Source organism: Pseudomonas sp. SK2 (genome assembly GCF_016772395.1).
GTDB lineage: Bacteria > Pseudomonadota > Gammaproteobacteria > Pseudomonadales > Pseudomonadaceae > Aquipseudomonas > Aquipseudomonas taiwanensis.
Window position 1 is genome coordinate 4562651 of sequence record NZ_CP061944.1, and the last position, 23123, is coordinate 4585773.

Annotated in this window: 21 protein-coding genes and 1 tRNA gene; 10 read left to right on the forward strand and 12 right to left on the reverse strand. The window is 63.9% G+C overall.

Translation table 11 applies throughout. The features are described 5' to 3' along the window. Positions 1–68 precede the first annotated feature (68 nt). Together ppk2 and ycaC are read right to left on the reverse strand one after the other, a co-directional pair. Positions 69–887, reverse strand: coding sequence for a polyphosphate kinase 2 (gene ppk2 / locus IF103_RS20515; protein ID WP_023382368.1), 819 nt, complete (start codon positions 885–887; stop codon positions 69–71). A gap of 105 nt (positions 888–992) precedes the next feature. After that, positions 993–1613 (reverse strand): isochorismate family cysteine hydrolase YcaC, encoded by a 621-nt coding sequence (ycaC, locus tag IF103_RS20520; protein ID WP_023382369.1) that lies wholly within the window; start codon positions 1611–1613, stop codon positions 993–995. 242 nt (positions 1614–1855) lie between these two features. Here ycaC and IF103_RS20525 point away from each other — a divergent pair, with 242 nt between their 5' ends. From IF103_RS20525 to IF103_RS20535, 3 genes are all read left to right on the forward strand, one after another. After that, positions 1856–2245, forward strand: coding sequence for a YybH family protein (locus IF103_RS20525; protein ID WP_023382370.1), 390 nt, complete (start codon positions 1856–1858; stop codon positions 2243–2245). A 96-nt stretch (positions 2246–2341) separates the two neighbouring features. Beyond that, positions 2342–3841 (forward strand): purine-cytosine permease family protein, encoded by a 1500-nt coding sequence (locus IF103_RS20530; protein ID WP_023382371.1) that lies wholly within the window; start codon positions 2342–2344, stop codon positions 3839–3841. Positions 3842–3854: 13 nt separating this feature from the next. Further along, positions 3855–5285 carry an aldehyde dehydrogenase family protein gene (locus tag IF103_RS20535; protein ID WP_202675632.1) on the forward strand — a complete coding sequence of 477 codons (1431 nt, stop codon included), beginning with the start codon at positions 3855–3857 and terminating at the stop codon, positions 5283–5285. Positions 5286–5590: 305 nt separating this feature from the next. On the opposite strand, the gene IF103_RS20540 is transcribed toward IF103_RS20535, so the two are convergent. The 3 genes from IF103_RS20540 to IF103_RS20550 are packed head-to-tail and all read right to left on the reverse strand — an operon-like array spanning position 5591 to position 9770. Continuing rightward, complete coding sequence (locus tag IF103_RS20540; RefSeq protein ID WP_023382373.1) at positions 5591–7993, reverse strand: DUF3772 domain-containing protein; 2403 nt, start codon at positions 7991–7993, stop codon at positions 5591–5593. Between the two features lie 56 nt (positions 7994–8049). Further along, complete coding sequence (gene ada / locus IF103_RS20545; RefSeq protein WP_023382374.1) at positions 8050–9108, reverse strand: bifunctional DNA-binding transcriptional regulator/O6-methylguanine-DNA methyltransferase Ada; 1059 nt, start codon at positions 9106–9108, stop codon at positions 8050–8052. Positions 9109–9143: 35 nt separating this feature from the next. Next, positions 9144–9770: a DNA-3-methyladenine glycosylase family protein gene (locus tag IF103_RS20550; RefSeq protein WP_023382375.1), complete on the reverse strand. Its 627-nt coding sequence runs from the start codon at positions 9768–9770 to the stop codon at positions 9144–9146. A 173-nt stretch (positions 9771–9943) separates the two neighbouring features. On the opposite strand from IF103_RS20550, the gene IF103_RS20555 reads away from it, so the two are divergent. The 3 genes from IF103_RS20555 (at position 9944) to IF103_RS20565 (ending at position 13970) form a co-directional block, all read left to right on the forward strand. Then, on the forward strand, positions 9944–10459 hold the full coding sequence (locus tag IF103_RS20555) for a sigma-70 family RNA polymerase sigma factor (protein WP_023382376.1): 516 nt from the start codon (positions 9944–9946) through the stop codon (positions 10457–10459). Continuing rightward, positions 10446–11402 carry a DUF4880 domain-containing protein gene (locus tag IF103_RS20560; RefSeq protein ID WP_104881250.1) on the forward strand — a complete coding sequence of 319 codons (957 nt, stop codon included), beginning with the start codon at positions 10446–10448 and terminating at the stop codon, positions 11400–11402. Before IF103_RS20555 ends, IF103_RS20560 begins: the two co-directional genes overlap by 14 nt. Positions 11403–11498: 96 nt before the next feature. Continuing rightward, complete coding sequence (locus IF103_RS20565) at positions 11499–13970, forward strand: TonB-dependent siderophore receptor (RefSeq protein ID WP_202675633.1); 2472 nt, start codon at positions 11499–11501, stop codon at positions 13968–13970. Between the two features lie 70 nt (positions 13971–14040). On the opposite strand, the gene IF103_RS20570 is transcribed toward IF103_RS20565, so the two are convergent. The 3 genes from IF103_RS20570 to IF103_RS20580 all read right to left on the reverse strand — a co-directional run bounded on the left by IF103_RS20570 (position 14041) and on the right by IF103_RS20580 (position 16773). Continuing rightward, a complete protein-coding gene (locus IF103_RS20570) occupies positions 14041–15201 on the reverse strand; it encodes an MFS transporter (RefSeq protein WP_023382379.1) in 1161 nt (386 codons plus the stop codon). Between the two features lie 84 nt (positions 15202–15285). Beyond that, a complete protein-coding gene (locus tag IF103_RS20575) occupies positions 15286–15429 on the reverse strand; it encodes a hypothetical protein (protein ID WP_023382380.1) in 144 nt (47 codons plus the stop codon). A 129-nt stretch (positions 15430–15558) separates the two neighbouring features. Continuing rightward, positions 15559–16773, reverse strand: coding sequence for an MFS transporter (locus IF103_RS20580; protein WP_023382381.1), 1215 nt, complete (start codon positions 16771–16773; stop codon positions 15559–15561). Positions 16774–16954: 181 nt separating this feature from the next. On the opposite strand from IF103_RS20580, the gene IF103_RS20585 reads away from it, so the two are divergent. Together IF103_RS20585 and IF103_RS20590 are read left to right on the forward strand one after the other, a co-directional pair. Beyond that, positions 16955–17887, forward strand: a complete 933-nt coding sequence (locus tag IF103_RS20585) for a FecR family protein (RefSeq protein ID WP_238346454.1) — start codon at positions 16955–16957, stop codon at positions 17885–17887. A 95-nt stretch (positions 17888–17982) separates the two neighbouring features. Continuing rightward, a tRNA-Met gene (locus tag IF103_RS20590) sits at positions 17983–18059 on the forward strand. Positions 18060–18122: 63 nt separating this feature from the next. On the opposite strand, the gene IF103_RS20595 is transcribed toward IF103_RS20590, so the two are convergent. Further along, positions 18123–18734 (reverse strand): LysE family translocator, encoded by a 612-nt coding sequence (locus IF103_RS20595; protein WP_027907637.1) that lies wholly within the window; start codon positions 18732–18734, stop codon positions 18123–18125. Between the two features lie 217 nt (positions 18735–18951). Between IF103_RS20595 and IF103_RS20600 the strand changes: the two genes are divergently transcribed. Continuing rightward, entirely contained in the window at positions 18952–19860 is a 909-nt protein-coding gene (locus IF103_RS20600) for a LysR substrate-binding domain-containing protein (RefSeq protein ID WP_023382384.1), read from the forward strand. Here IF103_RS20600 and IF103_RS20605 read toward each other — a convergent pair. Further along, a complete protein-coding gene (locus IF103_RS20605; protein ID WP_202675634.1) occupies positions 19800–20378 on the reverse strand; it encodes a D-Ala-D-Ala carboxypeptidase family metallohydrolase in 579 nt (192 codons plus the stop codon). The genes IF103_RS20600 and IF103_RS20605 overlap by 61 nt on opposite strands. A 67-nt stretch (positions 20379–20445) precedes the next feature. Between IF103_RS20605 and IF103_RS20610 the strand changes: the two genes are divergently transcribed. Beyond that, complete coding sequence (locus IF103_RS20610; protein ID WP_023382386.1) at positions 20446–21603, forward strand: hypothetical protein; 1158 nt, start codon at positions 20446–20448, stop codon at positions 21601–21603. 84 nt (positions 21604–21687) lie between these two features. Here the strand turns inward: IF103_RS20610 and rimI are convergent, their stop codons facing one another. Beyond that, positions 21688–22143 (reverse strand): ribosomal protein S18-alanine N-acetyltransferase, encoded by a 456-nt coding sequence (rimI, locus tag IF103_RS20615; protein WP_023382387.1) that lies wholly within the window; start codon positions 22141–22143, stop codon positions 21688–21690. After that, positions 22140–22928, reverse strand: coding sequence for a hypothetical protein (locus tag IF103_RS20620; protein ID WP_023382388.1), 789 nt, complete (start codon positions 22926–22928; stop codon positions 22140–22142). The genes rimI and IF103_RS20620 overlap by 4 nt, the downstream gene beginning before the upstream one ends. Positions 22929–23123 lie beyond the last annotated feature (195 nt).

Sequence of the window (23123 nt, forward strand, 5' to 3'; positions counted from 1 at the left end):
AACCCCGACTGTCGATACGGACCCTCTTGCCAACGCCGACTGCCAACTGACGGGCTGTTTCACACGTGTCAAAACCGTTCCGGCACCACCTTGAAGGGGTAGTCCACGGACTTGTACTTGCCGATCTTGCCGCGCTTGGGCAGCTTGACGATCTCTTCGCGGGTCACGTCCTTGTACTCGATGCGCGACAGCAGGTGGCTGATGATATTGAGCCGCGCGCGCCGCTTGTCATTGGAGTGCGCCATGAACCAGGGCGCCCAGGATGAGTCCGAGGCGGCGAACATTTCGTCACGGGCATGGGTGTAGTCGTCCCAACGTGAATAGGACTTCAGGTCCATCGGCGACAGCTTCCACAGTTTGCGCCCATCGTTGATGCGGTCCTGCAGCCGTCGGGTCTGCTCCTCTGCACTGACTTCAAGCCAGTACTTGATCAGAATGATCCCAGACTCGACCATCATCTTCTCGAACAGCGGCACCACGGTGAGGAACTTGTTGGCTTGCTCCTCGGTGCAGAACCCCATCACCCGCTCGACCCCGGCGCGGTTGTACCAGCTGCGGTCGAAGATCACCACCTCGCCAGCGGCAGGCAGGTGGCCCAGGTAGCGTTGCACGTACATCTGGGTCTTTTCCCGCTCGGTGGGTGCCGGTAACGCAACCACCCGAAAGACTCGTGGACTGACCCGCTCGGTGATGGCCTTGATGGTCCCGCCCTTGCCCGCGCCATCACGGCCTTCGAAAACGATGCATACCTTAAGGCCCTTGGCCACGACCCATTCCTGAAGCTTGACCAGTTCGACGTGCAGGGACTTGAGCGCTTTCTCATAGTCCTTGCCGCTGAGCTTTTCGTCGGATGACTGGGTGGCTTTCTTTTTGGCCGACTTGGACATGGCCTGCTCCCGGAGGCGAATGATGACTGAGTATGGTCGATTAATGGGGGTTTGCTGGATGGCTCGCGGGGCTCGCTGCTGCCCCGCAAGCGTCGCACCGCTGCTTTACTTGGCCAGCTTGTTGTAACTGGTCATCAGGTTGCGGTAGTCGGGGATGTGGTTGGAGAACAGCGTTCCCAGCCCTTCGATGTCGTTGCGCCAGTCGCGGTGCAACTCGCAGGCCACGCCGAACCAGGTCATCAGCTGTGCCCCGGCCGCTTCCATGCGGCGCCAGGCCGAGTCGCGGGTGAGTTCGTTGAAAGTGCCGGAGGCGTCGGTGACGACGAACACCTCGAAGCCTTCTTCCAGTGCCGACAGCGCCGGGAAGGCCACGCACACCTCGGTGACCACGCCGGCGATGATCAGTTGTTTCTTGCCGGTCGCTTTCACCGCCTTGACGAAGTCTTCGTTGTCCCAGGCGTTGATGTTGCCGGGACGGGCGATGTACGGGGCGTCGGGGAACTGCGCCTTGAGCTCGGGCACCAGCGGGCCATTGGGGCCGGTTTCGAAACTGGTGGTGAGGATGGTGGGCAGCTTGAAGTACTTGGCCAGGTCCGACAGGGCCAGCACGTTGTTCTTGAAACGGTCGGGGTCGATATCCCGTACCAGCGAGAGCAGGCCGGCCTGGTGGTCGACCAGCAGTACCGCGGCATCGTTCTTGTCCAGGCGCTTGTATTGGAACGTCATGGCGCAACTCCTTGCTTCTGTGCGTGGGTACTTCAGCGTAGGCAAGGATGCGCAGACAGGATGACCGCCAGTCGGCAAGGGCTGCGCAGCGCGCTGGTTTCGGCAATACGCCACGGATGGGCATCCTCCCCTGGTCACTTCACAAATTCCTGAACTAATTATTTCCTGCCAGCGATTTTTCCCGTCAGCGCCCCCCACCAGAATCGCTTCACCACAATCACAAAAACCGTGAGGCCACTCCCGTGGACCAGACACTCCAGGTACGGCAGGCCGCTGCCGACCTCGTCGAAGCCTTCGCCAGCAACGATACCGCCCGCTACTTCGCCTGCTTCAGCGAAGACGCCACCTTCCTGTTCCATACCTTGCCGCAGCCGCTGCTTTCTCGTCGCGCCTACGAAGACCTCTGGGCGCAATGGCAAGCCGAAGGGTTCGCCGTGCTGGCGTGCCGGTCGAGCAATGTGCATGTGAGCCTGCAAGGCGATGTGGCGGTGTTCATGCACGATGTCGCCACGCATATCCGCATGGCCGATCAAGAGCACCAACTGGCCGAGCGCGAAACCATCGTGTTCCGTCGCCAGGGCGAACGCTGGCTGGCGTGCCACGAGCACTTGTCGGTCGTCACCGCCGCCTGACCTACACCTTTTACGCGGCCTTGCCGCTCTGCCATCGCACCCACAAGAGGGTCCGCGCACCGCGCCGACCTACAACAACCGCGCTGGAGCATCATCATGAGCCACTCGACCGGTATCGAGACCAATGGCGTCGAACAGATCCCCGACGATCAACGCGACGCTTCCCCACTGGACCTGTTCCGCCTGATCTTCGGCGGCGCCAACACATTCGCCACGGCGGTACTGGGCAGCTTCCCGGTGCTGTTCGGGCTGTCGTTTCAGGCCGGGGTCTGGGCCATTGTGCTGGGCGTCGGTGTCGGTTCGCTGATCCTTGCGCCAATGGGCCTGTTCGGTGCACTCAACGGCACCAACAACGCAGTGTCCTCGGGCGCGCACTTCGGCGTGCATGGACGAATCGTCGGGTCGTTCCTCTCACTGCTCACGGCAGTGGCGTTCTTCTCGCTGTCGGTCTGGAGTTCGGGCGACGCCCTGGTAGGTGGTGCCAAGCGCCTGGCCGGGCTGCCGGAAACCGACCTCACCCTGGGCCTGGCCTACGGTCTGTTCGCCGTGCTGGTGCTGGTAGTGTGCATCTTCGGCTTCCGCTTCATGCTGTGGGTCAACAAGATTGCCGTGTGGGCGTCGAGCCTGCTGTTCCTGCTGGGCATCTTCGCCTTTGCCGGGCCTTTCGACGCGGACTTTGCCGGTAGCGTGAACCTCGGCCAGCCTGGCTTCTGGGCAGCGTTCGTCGGTGCAGCGATCCTGGCCATGAGCAACCCGGTGTCGTTCGGCGCCTTCCTTGGCGACTGGTCGCGCTACATCCCGCGGGAAACGCCAAAGGCACGCATCATGCTGGCGGTCATCGCCGCCCAGGTCGCAACGCTGATCCCGTTCCTGTTCGGCCTGTGCACCGCCACCCTGGTGGCCAGCCAGGCGCCCGACTACATCGCCGCCAACAACTACGTCGGCGGCCTGCTGGCGATTTCGCCAAGCTGGTTCTTCCTGCCGGTATGCCTGATCGCGGTGATCGGCGGCATGTCGACCGGCACCACCGCGCTGTACGGCACCGGCCTGGACATGTCCAGCGTGTTCCCACGCCTGCTCAGCCGCGCCGGGGCGACCCTGCTGATCGGCGTAGCCGCGATCGCCTTCATCTTCATCGGTCGCTTCACCTTCAACCTGGTGCAGAGCGTGTCGACCTTCGCCGTGCTGATCATCACCTGTACCAGCCCTTGGATGGTGATCATGATCCTTGGCCTGATCACCCGCCGTGGCTTCTACCACGCCGACGACCTGCAAGTGTTCACCCGCGGCCAGCGCGGCGGTCACTACTGGTTCCTGCACGGCTGGAACTGGCGAGGCATGGGCGCATGGATCCCGAGTGCGGCGGTGGGCCTGTGCTTCGTGAACCTGCCTGGGCAATTCGTCGGCCCGCTGGGCGACCTGGCTGGCGGCATCGACCTGAGCTTGCCGGTGACCCTCGGGCTGGCCGGAGTGCTGTACCTCATTCTGCTCAACGTGTTCCCTGAACCTGCAGGCGTGTATGGCCCCAATGGCCCTCGCTGGGTGCCCAGCAAACGCACCCCGCACCTGCCCGTAACCACTGCCGAAATGGCCTGACCGGAGTCCGACCATGACCCATTCCCACTACATCGCTGGCCGCTGGGTCGAAGGCCAGGGCAGCGATTGCATCACCGTCAACGACCCGTCGCTCGGCCAGCCGTTCGCCGAGCTGAGGGCCGCCAGCGTGGCCCAGGTCGACCAGGCGGTCGCCGCCGCCCGCCAGGCACTGACCACCTGGAAAGCCGTCAGCGCCGCCGCACGCGCGGCGTTCCTGCGCGGCTTTGCCGAGCAGCTTGGGCAACGCCGTGAAGAGCTGATCGGCTTGCAGATGCGCAATAACGGCAAGCCACGCCACGAGGCCGAAATTGACCTGGACGACGCCGTGGCCACCTTTGCCTACTACGCCGACCTCGCCGAACAGCTGCCGGCAAAGAACCGCGACGTGCCACTGGCCGCGCCCGGCTTCACCGCCCGCACGCGGCTGGAGCCGGTGGGCGTGGTGGGCCTGATCGTACCGTGGAACTTCCCATTGGTGACCAGCGCCTGGAAGCTCGCCCCAGCCCTAGCGGCCGGCTGCACCGTGGTGCTCAAGCCATCGGAAGTGACCCCGCTTATCGAACAGGCCTACGGCCAGATCGCCGACACCCTGGGCCTGCCTGCAGGGGTGCTGAACATCGTCAACGGCAAGGCTGAAACCGGCGCTGCCCTGAGCAGCCACAACGGCCTGGACAAACTGTCGTTCACCGGCAGCAACAGTGTTGGCAGCCAGGTGATGCGCAGCGCTTCGGCCCAGTGCCGGCCGGTGACGCTGGAGCTGGGTGGTAAATCGGCCATCGTGGTGTTCGATGATTGCGATGTCGACCAGGCGGTCGATTGGATCGTCGCGGGTATCACCTGGAATGCCGGGCAGATGTGCTCTGCCACCTCACGACTGCTGGTGCAGGACGGCATCGCCGATGCATTGCTGCCGCGCCTGCAGCAAGCCTTGGACAAGCTGCGGGTTGGCAATCCGCTGATTGAGGAAGTGGACATGGGGCCGCTGACTAGCCAGGCGCAATGGCTGAAAGTGGCCAGTTACTTCGCCACGGCGCGTGAAGAGGGCTTGCAGTGCCTGGCCGGTGGCAAGGCGCTGGACCGTGACGGTTGGTTCGTCAGCCCCACGCTGTATGCCGAGGTACCGAAGGACAGCCGCCTGTGGACGGAAGAAATCTTCGGGCCGGTGCTCTGTGCTCGTCGCTTCTCGACCGAAGCGCAGGCGATTGCCGAAGCCAATGACAGCCGCTTTGGCCTGGTCGCTACCGTCTGCTCCGCCGACCTTGAGCGCGCCGAGCGTGTGGCCGATGCGCTGGAGGTCGGGCACGTGTGGATCAACTCGGTGCAGGCGGTGTTCGTCGAAACGTCGTGGGGCGGGACCAAGGGCAGCGGCATCGGGCGCGAGCTCGGGCCTTGGGGGTTGTCGGGGTATCTGTCGGTCAAGCATGTGACGCGCTGCTTGGGTTAAGGGCAATACGGGGGCTAGCCAGACCAGCTTGGGTGCCTGGGAGACCGAGCGCCGCCTGCGCGGCGCATCGCGAGCAAGGCTCGCTCCTACGAGTCGCGCGCGTCTTTCACTGCCGTTACTGGCCCGAAACAAACGTAGGCGCGAGCCTTGCTCGCGATGCGCTACGAGTCGCGCGCGCCCGTCACTGCCGTTACTGGCCCGAAACAAACGTAGGAGCGAGCCTTGCTCGCGATGCGCCGCGCGGGCGGCGCTCGATTTGCGCCCCCCCACAAATCCCAAGCCAGCCCCAAGAGCAGCCCCACACCTCATGCCTGTTCGTCAGCCGGACGCGCCCCCTCCTGCACCAGCACCATACTCTGCGGCGAAGACAGGGAAATCCCTTCGTCACGCAAGCGGCCCAGGATGGTGAACAGCAGATCACTGCGCGTCCCCGACACCTGGCGCGGCCCCGCTACATAACCACTGACCGCGATCACCATGCCGCTGGCCGTGAGATCCTTGAAGGTCACCGAACTGGCCGGCGCATCCAGAATCGACTCGTGCTCGCGATACGCCGCCAGCAACAACTCACGCACCCGATTGGCATCGGTCTCCAACGGCAGGGTCAGGCTGATGCCGACCACACCCAGGGCATTGCCCATGGTGACGTTACGCACGTTCTGCGAAATGAACTGCGAGTTGGGCACGATCACCGTCGAACGGTCAGACATCTGGATTTCGGTGGCGCGCACGTTGATACGGCGAATATCACCCTCGACCCCAGCCAAGCTGACCCAATCACCCACCTTGACCGGACGCTCGGTGAGTAGAATCAGGCCAGATATGAAGTTCTGCACGATCTGCTGCAAGCCGAAACCGATACCAACCGACAGGGCACTGACTACCCAGGTCAGGCTGGTCAGGTTGATGCGCAAGGTCGACATCACCAGCATGGCCAGGAACAGGAAGCCCAGGTAACCGACCAGGGTCACCAGGGACGCGCGCATGCCGGCATCCATGTCGGTCTCCGGCAGCAGGCGCTCGCTCAGCCAACGCTTGACCACGCGGATACCAAACAGGCCGCCGAAGAACATCACCAAGGCCAGCAGGATGTCTTGCGGCACGATGTTCAGGTTGCCCAGCACCTTGCCGCCCGTGCCATCCCAGTCGCCCAAGCTCAACAGCAGCTCGCCCGGGCTGGTGCCCGATGGCATCAGCGCCAGCAACAACGCCAGGAACAACAGCGCGGTGCGACCGATACCGGCCAGGATAGTGCTGGCCTGGGCCTGGTGACGCGGCGCAAGGCCCAGCGCCGAGGCCAGGGCCAGGCCGCCAGGCTGGCGTGGCGACAGCAAGGTTTCGCAGAGGTCTCCCAGGAATGTGGTCAGCAGGTAGGCGCAGGTGGCGACCACGCTGATCCACAGCAACTTGGCCGTGAGGAAATAGGCCAAGGTCAGGTAGCCGGCGAGCAGCGCCAACAGAATCAGCCCCACCCACACCACGATCACGAAGGGTATCAACCCGGCCAAGCCGGTCGGGCGCTCCAGCTCATGCTTGCGCAGGGTACGACGGTAGCGCAGCAGCGCTGCCGAGAAGATCAGCGCCACCACCAGCGCGGTCAGGCCGTTGGTGGCGACGGTCAGCGCCAGACTGGAGCCGATCACGCTGTTGATGCGCTCCTGGGTCAGCATCACCATCAGCGCCAGGGCCAGCAGCTTGGGGAACCAACCCAGGGCACTGGCGACTTCGTCGTGAATCGGCGGCAAGCGCCAGGACGGGCGCTGCAGCATCAACATGGCGCGGCCCAGTCCCGAAATGAAGGCGCTGAACACGACCAGGGTGAGAATATGATTGGTCAGGCTGGCCAGGTCCGCGCCCAGCTCGGCGCTGCTCTCAAGGCCCCAACGCAGCAGCGAGACGGAGCCTGCGATGGTGCCGAGGGTGGCCAGGCTCACACTCAAGGCCAACGCACTACGCCGCAGACGCCCTTCCGGCAACCAGCGGACCATGGCATCGGCAAGCAGACGTTCGAGTACGCGACGGACCAGCGTCCAGACCAGAATCGCAGCCACCAGACTGGTGATGAACAGCCAGCGATGCTCGGCGCTGAAGGCACTGGCCACCGCATCGGCCGCTTCGCTGCGCAGGTCGCGAAGGCGCAGTACGTCCTCTTCGGTGGGGCGGATCAGCGTTTGCCAGAAAGCCGGGCTCAGTGGGCTGGCAGCGCGACTGGTGACCTGCGAGTTGAACTGGCTGCGGCGCAGGTTGACGATCTGCGTGGACAGGTCACGGGCCGACTGGGTCAGCTTGGTGGCTTGCTCCTGCTCGGCGAGCACTGCCTTGTGCTCGGCTTCGAGCTGCTTGCGCTGCTGGGCAAGGCTCTGGGGTTCATCGGGTTGCGCGGGGCCGATGACCTTGAGCTGGTCGTCGAGTTTCTGCACATCGGTGGCCCGCTGAGAGCTCAGGACATCGGCTTGACGCTGGACCTGAATGGCCGCTTGGCGCAGCTGCGACAGCAAGTCATCGTTGGCGTTGCTGGTCACGCCCTGGCGAATGAAGTCGAGCCGTTCGTTCAATTGGTCAAGGCTGGCGTCTTCAGCCAACACCGGCAATTCACCGCCCGCCAGGTTCGAAACCGGCGTAGCCGGTGCCGACCAGGCTGGGGTGGCCAGCGCCAGCATCAGGGCGATTACGCCCAGGCAATAACGGGCAAGGCTTACACGCCTCATCGAAAATTCCTCTTCACAACGCGATTTGGCGGGGGATTCTACGCTGCTCCAGGCAATCAGGAGAGTGCCGTTTCTCGCGTCAACAACTGGACCTTGCGCTCCACTCCCCAGCGGTAGCCGCTGACATCACCGTCGCGGCGCACTACCCGATGGCACGGAATGGCCACCGCAATGCGGTTGGCGGCGCAGGCCTGCGCCACGGCGCGCATTGCCTTGGGCGCGCCAATGCGCTCGGCGATGTCGGTGTAGCTGACCCGGCTGCCCGCCGGAACTTCGCGCAGGGCCTGCCAGACCCGCTCCTGGAAGGCCGTGCCCTGGACGTCCAGGGGCAATGCCAGGCCGATGGAAGGGGCTTCGACAAACCCCACCACTTCAGCGACCAGTCGTTCGAATTCGCTGTCGCCGCCGATCAGGCTGGCCTTGGGGAACTGGTCCTGGAGCTCATGCAACAGCGCTTCGGGGTCGTCACCCAGCAAAATCGCGCAAATACCCTTCTCGCTTTGCGCCACCAGAATCGCCCCCAGTGAACATTCACCCAGCGCGAAGCGAATCGTCGCGCCAGCGCCGCCAGCCTTGTAGGCCTTGGGCAGCATGCCCAGGCGCTGCCCGGCGGTTTCGTAAAAGCGGCTGTTGGAGTTGTAGCCGGCCTCGTAGATGGCCTCGGTCACCGAGCGTTGCTCATCGCCCAGTTGCTCGCGCAAGGCGCGGGCACGAAATGCGGCGGCATAGGCCTTGGGAGTAAGGCCGGTCTCGGCCTTGAACAGGCGATGCAGGTGAAAAGGGCTGACGGCCAGTTGCGCGGCAAGCTGATCGAGGTTGGCGGCACTGTCGCCAGCTTCGATCAGGCGACAGGCCCGGGCGATCAGCTGGGTGCGCCGAGCCGCTGCAGCGTCATGGTCGACGCCGCAGCGGCGACAAGGTCGGTAGCCGGCCGCTTGAGCCGCTGCGGCATCGTCGAAGAACACGACATTCTCACGCTTGGCCATGCGCGATTTGCAACCAGGGCGGCAGTACACCTGGGTGGTGCGCACGGCATAGACGAAATCGTCGGCGGCTGCGCTGTCGCGGCTTTGAACGGCTTGCCAGCGTTGGGCATCGGTGATGTAAAGACTCATGATTTCCTCTGTCTGTTCTTGCCTGCCGCTGGCTTTCAAGCCCGCCACAGGTACCACGCAGCTACCGTCCGATAGGGGCTCCAGGCGCCGCCGAGCGAGCGCAGCTGTGCGGGCGTCGGTGCCTTGTCCCAGCCTTTGAGCCGGCGGTAACCCTCGCGCACGCCGAAGTCGTCCACCGGCAGGATATCCGAGCGCTCCAGGCAGTAGATCAGCAACATTTCAACGGTCCAGCGCCCTACCCCACGCAAGGCGACCAGACGCTCGATCAACGCATCGTCGGTCAGGCTCAATGCTTCCTGCCGGTCAGGAATCACGCCGTCCATCCTGGCCTGTGCGATGCCATGGATGGTCGCCAGTTTGCTGGCAGAAAAACCGCATGCACGCATCGCCTCCGGCGTGGTCGCCAACAGTTGGCTCGGTTCCGGAAACGCCACATCGGGAAACAACGCCAGCAACCGCGCCAGAATCGCCTCAGCGGCGCGGGCATGCAGTTGCTGGTAGGCGATGGCCCGCACCAAGGCTTCATATGGCTCGCGTTCCGGTGTGGCCTGGTGCAAGCACGGGCCGGTGGCGGCAATGTGGCGTGCCCAGTCAGGGTCGAGCGATGCCAGGTAGTCGGTGGCCTCACTAAAGGCTTCGGGTGAAAGGTCGGCCAGAATCATTGGGGGCTCCAGAGGTCCGCTGCGGGTCCAGCTTAGTTCAACCGTCGATCAGGAAAACGCCGGATCTTGCGCGGCTAATTCCGGGACTGCCATTGCCCTGCGCCCAGATCCCCGCATAGAATTGAGAACCATTAACAGTCGCACCTCTTTCACGAGACCGGGCCTTCGTCACGATGCAGATGAACGACACGCTCAAGCCTACCGAGGTCGCGCTGCTCTATCAGTCGCACCATGCCTGGCTTCGCGGTTGGTTGCGCAGCCGGGTCGGTTGCCACGAACACGCCGCCGACCTGGCTCAGGACACCTTCGTGCGCCTGCTGCGTGCGCGCCAGGTTTCACCGCTCAAAGAACCCCGCGCCTACCTCAGCAGTATCGCCCGGGGCCTGATGATCGACCAGTTCCGACGCCGGGCATTGGAACGGGCCTACCTGGAAAGCCTGGCCACCCTGCCAGAGGCGGAAATACCCAGCGAAGAGCACCGGCTGGTCATCCTCGACACCCTCGAACGCCTCGACCGCGCTCTGCAGCAGCTCAAGCCCAGGGCGCGCCAGGCCTTCCTGTTGGCCCAGCTCGATGGCCTGAGCATTGCCCAGATCGCCCTGCGCCTGGACGTATCGCGTGCCACCGTCGAACGCGACCTGGCCAAGGCCCTGGGCGTTTGCTACCGGTTACGCTATGCCGACCTCTGACAGCACCCCGAATCAAGCCCAGGTCGACCAGGCCATCGACTGGCTGGTGCGTCTGCGCTTCGACACCCCCTCCCCGCGCACCCGGCAACGGTTCCAGCAGTGGTTGGCCAGCCATCCGCACAACGCCCATGCCTGGGAACGCGTCAGCCACCTCAGCGATGAACTGGCCGGGCTCCCCAGCGAACTGAGCCGCCGTACCCTGGAGGGCAGCCAGCGCCAGCGCATCAGCCGGCGCGACCACCTCAAGCTGCTGGCCGTTCTGGCGGTCGGTAGCAGCCTGGGCTGGGCCGCGCGCGAGCCCCTGGGCTTGCCGGCGCTGTTGGCCGACACCCACACCAGCACGGGCGAACGCCGTCAACTGCTGGGTAGCGATGGCAGCCGTATCCAGCTCAACACCGCCAGCGCCATCGACCTGCGCTACAGCGACACGCAGCGCGAACTGAAGCTGGTGCATGGTGAAGTCAGCCTGGCCTGCAACGCCAACGACAACCGTCCGTTCCTCCTCGGCACGCGGATCGGCGCCTTGTCCACCCGCGACGGGCACTTGCTGCTGCGGGAGAACGACCAAGGTGTATTGCTCGCCGTGCGCAGCGGCGAAGTGACGATGTTCCCCGATTCGAGCGCACCACGCCGGGTGCAGCCCGGCGAAGTGCTTCAGGTTGCTTCGGCGGCTAGCTACGCGCCGGCCACCCTGTATGCCGATCCGTGGGGCTGGACCGATGGCGTGCTGAGCGTGCAGCAGATGCCGCTTGGCGAGTTCGTCGCCGAACTGTCGCGCTATCGCCCTGGCTTGCTGCGCTGTGCGCCTGAGGTGGCGGGCCTGAAAGTGTCCGGCACCTATCAGTTGGCGGACACCGAGCGAATCCTGCTGCTACTGGCGCGCAGCCTGCCTGTGCGCGTCGTTTACCGCACGCGTTACTGGGTCAGCATCGGCGCCGTGTGAAAAAACTCAAAAAATAATGAGGTGGAATCTCATTCTCGTCCGGCCTGAAGGAACAAAAGCCCCAACAGTGGTCTGTGAAACCTTCAGGAGCCGTCCATGATTCACCCGTGTTCCCCTCGTAACGACAGGTTGCGCCATGCCGTGCGCGCCGCGGTGTTCGGCCTTGGCCTGGGCGCTGGCCTGGCCGCTTCGGTGACGGCATTGGCTGCACCGGCCAGCCAGCGCCAACAACTGGACTGGCGCATCGCGGCGGGGCCATTGGCACCGGCACTGGACCAACTGGCGCGCCAAGGCGGCCTGAACCTGTCGTTCGATGCGAACAGCCTGCAGGGAAAGACCACCCAAGGGGTGCAAGGCCGTCATGACGCCGCCCAAGCCCTGTCGATCCTGTTGCAGGGCAGCGATGTGCAAGTGCAGCAGGAAGGCGACAACAGTTTCCTGCTGATCCCGGCCATGGACGTGGGCGACGCGCTGGAGCTCGGTGCCACCAGCATTTCCAGCAATCGCCTGGGCGAGACCACCGAGAACACAGGCTCGTACACCACAGGCGCGGTCACCATCGGCAAGATCCCGCAGTCGTTGCGCCATACGCCGCAATCGGTGAGCGTGGTCACTCGCCAGCGGATCGACGACCAGAACATCACCAACCTGACCAACCTGCTGGAGCAGACTCCCGGCGTGGTGGTCAACTACACCGACAGCGAGCGGGTCCAGTATTTCTCCCGTGGCTTCCTGATCGATGCCATCCAGTACGATGGCGCCACCGTGGTGCAGAGCAGTGGCGGCGGCTCGTTCATCCAGAGCGATTCGGCCTTCATCGACCGTGCCGAAGTATTGCGCGGCGCCACCGGAATGCTGCGTGGCGCGGGTAACCCATCGGGGACCGTGAACCTGGTGCGCAAGCACCCGACCCATGAGTTCCAGGCTTCCGGCACCGCCACCCTCGGCTCATGGAATGCCCAACGTTACGTCGCCGACATCTCCGGCCCGCTGACCGACACTGGCAACGTGCGTGGCCGAGTGATCGCCGTGCACGACGACCGCGACCTGTTCCAGGACTCGCGCATGGAGCGCAAGGAGGCCTTCGGCGGCTCCCTGGCCTTCGACCTCGATGACAGCACCACGCTGACCACCGGTTTCGAATGGACCAAGCTCGATGCCACCGGCGCCTGGGGCAACCTGCCCGCCGACTATGACGGCTCGCCCCTGCCACTGGGCCGCAGCACCTACCTGGGTGCCGACTGGAACCGCTGGGACCGCAGCAACCTCAACACCTACGCCGAACTCGAACACCATTTCGACAACGACTGGACGCTCAAGCTGATGGCGCTGCGCAGTCATTTCGAGCTGGATGACAATGGCTTCAAGCAAACCTACATGACGCGCGCGCCCGCTCGCTTGAACCCCACCAACAACCCTTACCTGATGCAGTACCAGGTGACCGAGGGCGATGGCGGCGAAAGCCTGCAAAACAACCTCAGCGCCACGCTCAACGGCCCGTTCGACCTGTTTGGCCGCACCCATGAGCTGATGCTCGGGGTCGAACGCATTCGCAACGACTCCTATGCCTCCGGGACCAATCGCGTGGTGTACTCCGACGTGGTCGATATTCGTGACTGGGACCCCAGGACCAGCCTCGACGAGCCGACCATCACCGATATCCCCCACCCGGTGCGCACCCGCACGACCCAGCAAGCCGTGCACGCCACCTGGCGCATTTCGCTGGCCGACCCGCTGACCGCCATCATCGGCGCGCGGGCCAACTGGTACGACTACGAGCAGGAGAACAATGCAGGCGCCAGCGGCAAGTTCAGCGTCGACGAAAAGATCGTGCCTTATGCCGCGCTGATCTACGACCTGAACGACAACTTCAGCGTCTATGCCAGCTACACCGAAATCTTCAACCCTCAGACGGTGGTGGACAAGAACAACAAGGTGCTCGACCCGATCGTCGGCGAAGCTTATGAAACAGGCATCAAGGGCGAGTTTTACGATGGCCGCCTGAACACCTCGCTGGCGTTCTTCCGGATCAACCAGGTGGGTACGCCCATCGACGACACGTCGGTCCCGATCGGCTGCAACGGCAGCACCGGCTACTGCAAGATCGCCTCTGGCAAGAGCCGCAGCGAGGGCATCGACCTGGAAATCTCCGGCGAAGTGCTGCCAGGCTGGCAAGTTACCGGGGGCTACACCTACAACACCACCGAATACGTGAAGAACACCGCCCAGACCAATGGCGACGCGATCCGCACCACCGACCCCGAGCATATGCTGCGCGTGTTCACCAGCTACCGCCTGCCAGGCACGCTCGATGCCTGGACCATCGGCGCCGGTGTGCAGGCACAAAGCGACATTTATTCGCAAAGCGGCAGCGCGAAGGCCACCCAGGCGGGTTATGCGGTGTACAACGGCCTGCTCAAGTACCGTATCAACGACAATTACTCGGTGCAGTTGAACGCCAACAACCTGTTCGACAAGCATTACTACCGCCAGATCGGCACTACCGCGACCGGCTACTACTGGGGCGACCCGCGCAACGTGTCGGTGACCTTGCGCGGAAGCTTCTGACCTGGCCTGCAAGACCTGATCGCTGACGCCTGCAGAACCTGCAGGCGCCGCCTTGCCGGCGACAGGTCCATCAATCAGCGAGCGCCCGCAGCTTCCCTGCCCGTCGGTACGACTGCCGGGCGAAGCACACGAACATACCGGCCATCAGCGCCAGCGCCATGGGCAAACCATGCGGTGCAACGTCCATCGCCGCGCCACTGACCAGCGGCCCGACCAGGCTACCGACACCCCACAGCAAGCCCACACTGGCATTGGCCGTCACCAGGTCCTGCCCCTTGAAGCGCTGCCCGATCAGCACCAGCGCCAGGGTGTAGATGCCCCCCGCCACCGCGCCCAGCAACACCAACAGCGGCCACAGCAACCAAGTCATCTGCAGCAACCACGGCAGCGCGATACCGATGGACATCGCCACCAGCCCACAGACCAGATGCAGCCCGGTACGCTCGACCCGGTCGGCAAGCCAGCCCAATGGCAGCTGGAAGACCATGTCGCCAGCGAACACCACCGTCACCATCAAGGCTGCCACGCCCACGGCAAAACCATGGCTGGTGGCATACACCGGCAGCAACGACAGCACCACGGCATCGAAGAACGAGAAGAACAGCACCGCCACGCACAGCGCCGGGGCGACGCGAAAGAAGCCGGCCAGGCCGAAGCTCTTCTCGCCTTCGTCGCCATGCTCGACGTGATCGTTGGGTACGGTGAGCAGAATGCACAGCAAGGCCAGGCCATAACAGGCGGTGACCACCCCGGTGATCCACGGGCTGTTGGCACCGATGATCGCCAGCATCGCCGGGCCCAGCACCTGGAATCCGGTGAAGCTGGTGGCGTACAGGGCCATGATCTTGCCGCGGTTGTGGTCCGGGCACAGTTCGTTGACCCACGACTCGCCCAGGATGATGGCGATGCCCATGCCGACACCCAGCCCCAGGCGCAGCAGCGCCAGCCACAGCATCGAGTCGAAGGCCCACTCCAGCAAGGCGATGCTCAGCGTGCACAGGCTGAAGCTGAGCAGGTAGATGACGCGACGGGTCAGGTGCCGGCAGCAGGCATCGACCAGGAACGCCGAGAGCATCATCCCCGCAGCGGGAATGGCCGAGATGATGCCGATCTCCAGGGTTCCGGCACCTGCTTCATGCAGGCGCAACGACACCAGCGGCAGGCTGGCCCCCAGGCTGAAGCCCACCACCGAAACGGCGAACAGAAGGCCCGCCAGCAAACGCATGTTCATGTACCACTCCTTGCAAACCGAAAAGACGCGCAAACGCAGGCGCCCAGGCGCACACCGGGACGGTGGACGACGCAGGGGCGCGGATCAGTTCAGTGCAAGGTGTGGCGAGAAGGTGAAGGCGAACAGCACACTGCGCCGACGCTTGAGCACCGTGTCGCTCGGCCACGCGCGACGCATGGCCTGAAAGGCAGGCGGGCGTGCATGAGGGAGGCTTTGGGTACGGCGCATTGCTGAGACTACTACGCAGGTGTGTCGAAAAAAGAGGCGGCACTCTAGGCCAAGGCGAGTTGGTTCGTCAAATACCCAGGTGGGAGAGGCCTTGTGTCGCGAAAGGGCTGCAACGCAGCCCCAGCGTTCTCAACGCTTACCGGTATTGGGCAAGAACACCGCCAACAACCCGAACAACGGCAGGTACGAGCACACGCCATACACATACTCGATACCGCGCAGGTCAGCCACATACCCCAGCAGCGCAGCGCCAATTCCACCGAAGCCAAACATCAGCCCGAAGAACACCCCGGCAATCATGCCCACGCTCCCCGGCACCAGTTCTTGGGCATACACCACGATGGCCGAGAACGCAGACGCCAGGATGAAACCGATCACCACACTCAGCACGGTGGTCCAGAACAGGTCGGCATAGGGCAACGCCAGCGTGAACGGCGCCACGCCCAGGATCGAGAACCAGATCACCGCCTTGCGCCCAATGCGGTCGCCGATCGGCCCGCCAAAGAAGGTGCCAGCGGCCACCGCGCCAAGGAACAGGAACAGATGCAGCTGCGAGCTGGCCACCGACAGGTCGAATTTCTCGATCAAGTAGAAGGTGAAGTAGCTGGTGAAGCTGGCCATGTAGAAATACTTGGAGAACACCAGCAGGCCAAGCACGATCAGTGCCGCGATCACCCGCTGGCGCGAGATGCCATGGGCGGCCTGCACCGCCTTGCGCGCCTTGGCCTGACTGAGGTGGTCCTTGTACCAACGGCGCAGCATCAAGGTCACGCCGAAGAAGAACAGCCCCGCCAGGCCGAACCAGGCGACGTGACTCTGGCCGAAGGGAATGACGATGGCCGCTGCCAGCAACGGACCGAATGCAGAGCCTGCATTACCACCGACCTGGAAGGTCGACTGCGCCAGGCCGAAGCGTCCCCCCGAGGCCAGGCGGGCGATCCGCGAGGTTTCAGGGTGGAAGGTCGAGGAGCCGATACCTACCAGCGCCGAAGCCAGCAGAATCATCGGGAAGCTACCCACGAACGCCAGCATGACGATGCCCACCAGGGTACACAGTGTGCCCATCGGCAGCAGATTCGGCGTCGGCCTGCGGTCGGTGAAGAAGCCTACCCAAGGTTGCAGCAACGACGCGGTGATCTGGAACGTCAGGGTGATCAGGCCAATCTGCGCGAAGCTGAGGTCGTAATTGGCCTTGAGCATCGGGTAGATCGCCGGCAGTACCGACTGGATCAGGTCGTTGATCAGGTGCGCCAGGGCACAGAAGGCGATGATGCGCATCACCAGCGGATTGGCGTGGGAAGCCGAGCCGCTGGCAGAGGCGGTTGAGGCGCTGCTGGTGGCCATGAACTGGTGTCTCCGTCGGCAGGTTGGGATCCGATTATCAGGAAACGAATAGATACATAGCTACCTTTTTATCACCCTATCGGCGCACGCTTGTAAATGGTTCTCAATATATTTAGCATCCTCACGCTCTATCCCTGTATTCGTTGGGCGAACCCGCCCTCTTCGTGAACTGATCGACACCATGAGCCCGATGCCAGCCCAGCAGACCCAGCGCGAGGCCCAGCAACAAGCGCTGGAGTGGTTCTCGCGCATGCGCCAGCCTGGCTGCGACGACATCGAGCGCCGCGAATTCGCTGCCTGGTGCCAAGACCCGCTCAACGCCCATGCCTATGCCGAACTCGAGGCCCTCTGGCAGCACCTGCAACCACCACAGGTTCGCCCGCGCCCCCTGCCGGCGAAGCCCCGTCGCAGTCACCTGGGCAAAGCGATGGCGCTGTTGTGCCTGTTACTGGCCGGCGCCCTGGTCTACCTGTACTGGCCGTTGATGCAACGCTGGGGCAGCGAACTGCATACCGAGGCCGGCGAACGGCGCAGTGTGCGCCTGGCCGACGGTTCGACCCTGCACCTGGACAGCGCCAGTGCGATGAACGTCGACCTGCGCAGCCGTACCCGCCAACTGCAGCTGGTGCAGGGCCAGGTCTACCTGGAAGTGATGCTCGATGGCCGGGCCATGGACCTGCAGGTCGATGACGCGCGCATCCAAGTGTTCGGCAGCCGCCTGATGGTGGCGCGCCACGCGGACCACGACGAAGTGGTGGTGATCAACGGCAAGGCCATGGTCATTCAGGGAGGGGACCAACGAATGGTCTCTTCGGGCGAGCGCGTGACCTTCAACCAGGCACGCATCGACACGGTGCAGAAGGTCGACATCGACCGCGCTACAGCCTGGCGCAGTGGGGCTTTGCGCGTCACCGACATGCCGCTGGGCCAGGTACTGGAACGTCTGGCCGGCTACCAGGGTAGGCGCGTGTGGTTGATGGACCAGCAGGCCGCCTATCGGCGCATCAGCGGCGACTTCAGCCTCGACCGTGCGCAAGACAGCCTGGACAAACTCGCCGCCGCGCAGCGATTGACGCTCAACGGCCTGCTTGGCCACTGGCTGATCGTCCGCTGAAACCGGGCTTTGCGGCTAAGTTTTTGAAAGCGTGCAAATTTTTTTTGAAATGAGTGTTGACACAGGGTCATCACAAGGGAATAATGCGCGCCATCGGCTACATAGCTCAGTTGGTTAGAGCATAGCATTCATAATGCTGGGGTCCGGGGTTCAAGTCCCTGTGTAGCCACCAAACAAGTGAAAGGGCTTACCGCAAGGTAAGCCCTTTTTCTTTGCCCGCGACACATCTCCCCGCTCAGCGCACACCGCTGATTGCAACCGCCAGCCCCAGCCCGATCAGCGCTACGCCTATCATTCGGTCGACCATACGCTGACGCTCGATCATCGCCCTGCGCAAACCTTCACTGGAAAAGAACACCGCCACCAGACTGAACCAAGCCCAGTGGGCGAACGACATGAACGCGCCGTAGGCAAAATCCAACTGCAATGCACTGCCCGGTTTCACCACCTGGGTATAGGCGCTGATCACAAACAGCAGGGTCTTGGGGTTGAAGGCGTTGGTCAGAAAACCAGTGCGCATGGCCTGCAGCATACCCGCACGACTGCTGCCACCTTCAAGACGGATCCGGCGGGTGTTGGTCAACGACTGGTAACCCAGGTAGATCAGGTACCCCGCCCCCAGCACCTTCATCCCCATGAACAGCGTTGGGCTGCGGCTGATGATCACCGCGATTCCCAGCACCGTGTACAGCACATGCACCTGTACGCCCAGGGCGATACCCAAGGCGGCGGCCAAGCCCGCCTTGCGGCCCTGTGCATAACTAGTGCGCGTGACCATGGCGAAATCAGCGCCAGGGCTGATGACTGCCAACACGGTGAACACGGCGATAGCGACCAATTCATTCACGGAACAACTCCTCGATAAGCGATGAAAATGCACGGATGCGCGATTATCGAGGCCTGATGCCCTGGCGAAAAATCGATTTATAGTGAAGGAAATCTGATAGTTTTCCTGTCAGATTTTTATGGCCTCTTCATGAGCAACCGTCCTTCTACGGGGTCAGCGCCAACCTTATGAAGGGTGATGCATACGCCAAGGCGCAGGAATGGATAACGACCCTTCGATGAAACTGCCCCCACTCAATGCATTGCGTTACTTCGACATCGCCGCCGAAACCGAAAACTTCGTGCGCGCCGCCGAACGCCTGCATGTCACCCATGGCGCCGTCAGCCGCCAAGTACGCCTGCTGGAGGAAAGCCTGGGCATCGAGCTGTTCGAACGGCGCAACCGGGCCATCTTCCTCACACCTGCAGGCCGCGCGCTGCACGGCACCACCCAAGCCATCTTCGAGCAGCTCGAAGGCGCGGTGCAGCGCCTGCGGCAGCAGGAAAGCAACAACGTACTGGTGCTGTCCTGCGAGCCCACCATTGCCATGCGCTGGCTGATCCCACGCCTGCCCCGCTTCCACGCCGCCCACCCCGACCTGCAACTGCACCTGGTGGCAGCGGGCGGCCTGCCGGACTTCACTCGCGGGGGCATCGACCTGGCCTTGCGCCGCGACGACTTCCACTGGGACCACACGCTGCACAGCCTGAAAATCTGCGAGGAATGGATCGGCCCGGTAGGCCACCCCACCACTGCTGACAACCAGCGCCTGCTGCACAGCGGCACTCGCCCCAGCGCCTGGCCGACCTGGCTGCGCCTGAGCGGCCAGCGGCTCGGGCACACCGAGCGCAGTGACTACGAACATTTCTACCTGTCGATCCAGGCCGCCAGCGCAGGCCTGGGTCTAGCCATCGCCTCAGCCCTGATGGTGCAAGACGAACTGGAAAGCGGGCAGCTGAAAGCCCCCTTCGGCTTTCTGCGCGACGGCTCTGCCTATCACCTGCTCAGCCCCCATCCGCTCAACGCTGGCGGTAAACGCCAGCGCTTCGCCCAATGGGTGGCCGATGAGTGCCAGCGCGGCCTGACTCAACTGGGCTTGATGCAGAACGACGAACCGGCACCACCATCCCCACCCCAGGTGCGATAGCCTGCGGTGTCGATGTGGATACGCCCCGTCGGATAGCGCCCCAGGCCCATGTTCCAAGTCTGGCCATGCTGTTGCCAGAAGCGGCATAGCGGCTGGGGATCAGCCCAGCGTGGCAAGAGGATGTCGACCGCGAACGCACGGGTATGCGCACTGCCCACAGCGCCACCCGCACAGGCATTGAGGCCTGGCTCGCGGTAGGCCGAGACCACCTCGTACTGACGCAGGATGCCTTGCTGGTCGAGGGTCTTGAGCAGCGACAAGGTGGAGCGCACCGCCGGCCAGTGACTGATTGGCGGCACGGCGAAAGGCGACGCCCGGCATACCCGCCAGTCCGAGGCCGAGCGCAGCAACTGCGCGATCGGCACCACACCGTACAATCGGGCATCGACCAGCATCTCGCGAAACGGTCGGGTCTGATGATCCCCCGCCCATTGCGCGAACATCCACACGTCCCGCTCATCGGCCTGTGCCACGCCGCCCGCCATCGCCGCCATCAACACCCAACCTGCCCTTCTCATCGCCACGCTCCCTGCCCCAGTATTAGCACCGGCCGCCGGATCGGGCGGCAATGACAAGGAGTTAAGCATGCACAAGATTGCCTTATCGAGCCTCGCCGTCGTCGCCTTCAGCAGCCTGGCCCTGGCTGACGCGCATATCGACCTGGGCGATAGCCAGCGCGTCACCCGATTGTTCGCCTACCCCAACAACTGCAACGTGGTGTGCTACCGCAACTGGTCGCTGGAACAGACCGTCGAGCACTACCTGACCCAGAGCGTGCGCCGCGACGGCTATGCCGATGCAGGGGTGCACGTCAGTCGCGACAACGACAGGCTGTACGCCACTATCAGCAAGGTGCCCGCCAACTACGTCGCGCCACTGCGCCAGCTGCTCGACAGTGGTGAGCTGGCCTACGATGGCGCCACACAATTGAACAAGGACGGCAAATGGTCCTACGACTGGTACCTGTTCCTGCCGCTGGGCATGGCCCTGCAGAACCGTCGCAGCATCGAGCTGCTGCACTTCCCGCCGGACTATTCGCTGACCCAGGCCCAGGACTACCTGCGTTCGAACACCACCGACCGCTGGGCCGAACTGCTGACGTTCAACGGCGTCGCTACCAGCCAGACCCCGGCCTACCAGACCATCATCGACATCGCACCCATCGCCGCCCCCGCCAGCGCTGGCGAGTCATTGAAGGACACCTATAGCTACTTCAAGGACTACCAGGTCCGCATGGTCCGCGAGATGACCCTGCAAAACCCCGCCAAACCCCTGCCGATGGTCGCCTTCGGCGCCCCGGTGCGCAGCTGGATCCAGCAGCAGTACGGACCGCAGGTCGGCGTACTGGGCCTGGTCGGCATCAGCCCGCAAAAGGGCACGACGGTGCCGGTGCTGGGGGCCAACCACCCCAGTGCGATCTGGTATGCGGCGGACAAGGCCAGCCATGGTGGCGATCAGGATGCAGCCGATACGGCCGGGCTGAAAATGATGGGGCAGGACCTGACGGCGGCCTGCTGGCAGGCCGGGATGGGGCGCAACCCGGCGGCAGAGCCGAAACTGACACTCGAGGCCTGTGCCACCAAGTGGCAAGTCACGCAGAAGAAACAGACGTGCGAGCTGTTCTTCCGCACCGTACGCAAGTACACGCCGGAACAAGCAGCGGCGAAATGCAACAGCGCGGCGGTGACCCGATCGCTTCGGGACCTGCGCAAGCCCGTCGAGGCGCTGCCTCCAGCGCTGTGATCGACATACCGGCCTCTTCGCGGCGCGAGCCCGCGCCCCCAGGCTTCACGCCACGATCGAGGCCGGCTCAGGCCTGACCCAGGCTCACTCTTCGAGCAGGGTACAGGCCATCACCAGGGCATCTTCGCGCCCACCGGCGATCGGGTAGTAGTCACGTCGGCGGCCAATCTCGTTGAAGCCATAGCGCTCGTACAAGCGATAGGCCGACTGGTTGCTGGCCCGCACCTCCAGGAAACACTCCCGGCCATTGAGCTGGTAGGCACGTGCCATCAGGTGCTCCAGCAGGCGCAGCCCCAGGCCACGGCCCTGGTTCTCCGGCTTGACGGTAATGTTGAGCAGGTGCGCTTCGTCGATGATCACATTGATCACGCCATGGCCGACCTGCTGCTGGCCATCGAACATCAGCCAGACTTCGTACGACTTGAGCGCATCCTGAAAGATCCCACGGGTCCAGGGATGACTGAACGCTGCATATTCGATTTTAAGCACGGCATCCAGATCCGCCTCGGTCATCAGGCGGAAGCTGATCGAGTCACTCATTCAACGCTCTTCCAGCGCGCCATCAGCTGGCGCATCGCTTTCCAGACGTCCGCCTTGCGTTGCGGCTCGTCCATCAACAGTTCAAGGCCCGGCAACGCCCAGGCATCGCCCAGGCCTTCGACCTTCAGTACTTGGTAATACGCATCGGCGTCGGCATTGGCGGCAAAACGCAGCGCCGGCATGCCGACCAGCCAGAGGCAGGCGCCCGGCACTTCTTCGAGGCGCGCCTGGAGGAAGCCCTGGACGAAGTCCCGAGCGGCATCCGGGCCCTGATCCATGTTGCCGCGCACCAGCAGCGGCCAGCGTACCGGCTCGCCGATGATCTGCGGCGCATCGGGCAGACCGGCGGCACGCAGCATGTCCTTGAGCAGCAGGTAGGACGGATCGCGGCTCTGGAACGGTTGGCCGGTGGCCAACTCGATCAACAGCAGGCAACCGCCAGCGCGCAGCAACTGCAGCGAGAACCGTGGCGGCGGCACCGGAGCCGGACGTGGCGCCGGGGCGGCCTCTTCGGCCTCCACCGCCTTGGCGACAGGTTTGGGCGCACTGCCCGGCCGCGGAATTTCGATCTTCGGCCGCTCGACGGAACGGGCCTGGGGCGCAACCGGCGTCTCGCTGGCGACAGGCGCGGATGGCCTGGCTTCGAACTCGAGCGCCTCCACCGGCACCTGCGGCAATAACAGCTCTGGGCGCGACGGTGCGGCGAACGGCAGTTCGGCACGCGGCAGCCAGTGCACCACTTGCATGGCGGAGAGGTAGGCGCGGCGGCGGGGTTCGGTCAGCAAGGCACGGGTATCCGGGTCGAAACAGTGGGCCATTCTAACGTTGTTGGCAGGCATGCGCTGCAACTGGTCAGCGGATTTTTGTCGCCTGACCAGGGCCATCGCAGGTAAACCCGCGGCCACAGGTTTCCCCTGCATTTCGACTAGGCCGCAACACCTGCAGGCGCCGGCGTGCCGGCGAACTGGCCAGTGAAACCC

What these genes read in the sequence shown, in the direction of transcription:
- IF103_RS20565 (WP_202675633.1), top strand. Translation starts at nt 11,499, where the DNA reads ATGATTCACCCGTGTTCCCCTCGTAACGACAGGTTGCGCCATGCCGTG.
- IF103_RS20575 (WP_023382380.1), bottom strand. Translation starts at nt 15,429, where the DNA reads ATGCGCCGTACCCAAAGCCTCCCTCATGCACGCCCGCCTGCCTTTCAG.
- IF103_RS20570 (WP_023382379.1), bottom strand. Translation starts at nt 15,201, where the DNA reads ATGAACATGCGTTTGCTGGCGGGCCTTCTGTTCGCCGTTTCGGTGGTG.
- IF103_RS20535 (WP_202675632.1), top strand. Translation starts at nt 3,855, where the DNA reads ATGACCCATTCCCACTACATCGCTGGCCGCTGGGTCGAAGGCCAGGGC.
- IF103_RS20555 (WP_023382376.1), top strand. Translation starts at nt 9,944, where the DNA reads ATGCAGATGAACGACACGCTCAAGCCTACCGAGGTCGCGCTGCTCTAT.
- ycaC (WP_023382369.1), bottom strand. Translation starts at nt 1,613, where the DNA reads ATGACGTTCCAATACAAGCGCCTGGACAAGAACGATGCCGCGGTACTG.
- ppk2 (WP_023382368.1), bottom strand. Translation starts at nt 887, where the DNA reads ATGTCCAAGTCGGCCAAAAAGAAAGCCACCCAGTCATCCGACGAAAAG.
- IF103_RS20600 (WP_023382384.1), top strand. Translation starts at nt 18,952, where the DNA reads ATGAAACTGCCCCCACTCAATGCATTGCGTTACTTCGACATCGCCGCC.
- IF103_RS20540 (WP_023382373.1), bottom strand. Translation starts at nt 7,993, where the DNA reads ATGAGGCGTGTAAGCCTTGCCCGTTATTGCCTGGGCGTAATCGCCCTG.
- IF103_RS20605 (WP_202675634.1), bottom strand. Translation starts at nt 20,378, where the DNA reads ATGAGAAGGGCAGGTTGGGTGTTGATGGCGGCGATGGCGGGCGGCGTG.
- ada (WP_023382374.1), bottom strand. Translation starts at nt 9,108, where the DNA reads ATGAGTCTTTACATCACCGATGCCCAACGCTGGCAAGCCGTTCAAAGC.
- IF103_RS20550 (WP_023382375.1), bottom strand. Translation starts at nt 9,770, where the DNA reads ATGATTCTGGCCGACCTTTCACCCGAAGCCTTTAGTGAGGCCACCGAC.
- IF103_RS20585 (WP_238346454.1), top strand. Translation starts at nt 16,955, where the DNA reads ATGAGCCCGATGCCAGCCCAGCAGACCCAGCGCGAGGCCCAGCAACAA.
- IF103_RS20530 (WP_023382371.1), top strand. Translation starts at nt 2,342, where the DNA reads ATGAGCCACTCGACCGGTATCGAGACCAATGGCGTCGAACAGATCCCC.
- IF103_RS20580 (WP_023382381.1), bottom strand. Translation starts at nt 16,773, where the DNA reads ATGGCCACCAGCAGCGCCTCAACCGCCTCTGCCAGCGGCTCGGCTTCC.
- rimI (WP_023382387.1), bottom strand. Translation starts at nt 22,143, where the DNA reads ATGAGTGACTCGATCAGCTTCCGCCTGATGACCGAGGCGGATCTGGAT.
- IF103_RS20560 (WP_104881250.1), top strand. Translation starts at nt 10,446, where the DNA reads ATGCCGACCTCTGACAGCACCCCGAATCAAGCCCAGGTCGACCAGGCC.
- IF103_RS20610 (WP_023382386.1), top strand. Translation starts at nt 20,446, where the DNA reads ATGCACAAGATTGCCTTATCGAGCCTCGCCGTCGTCGCCTTCAGCAGC.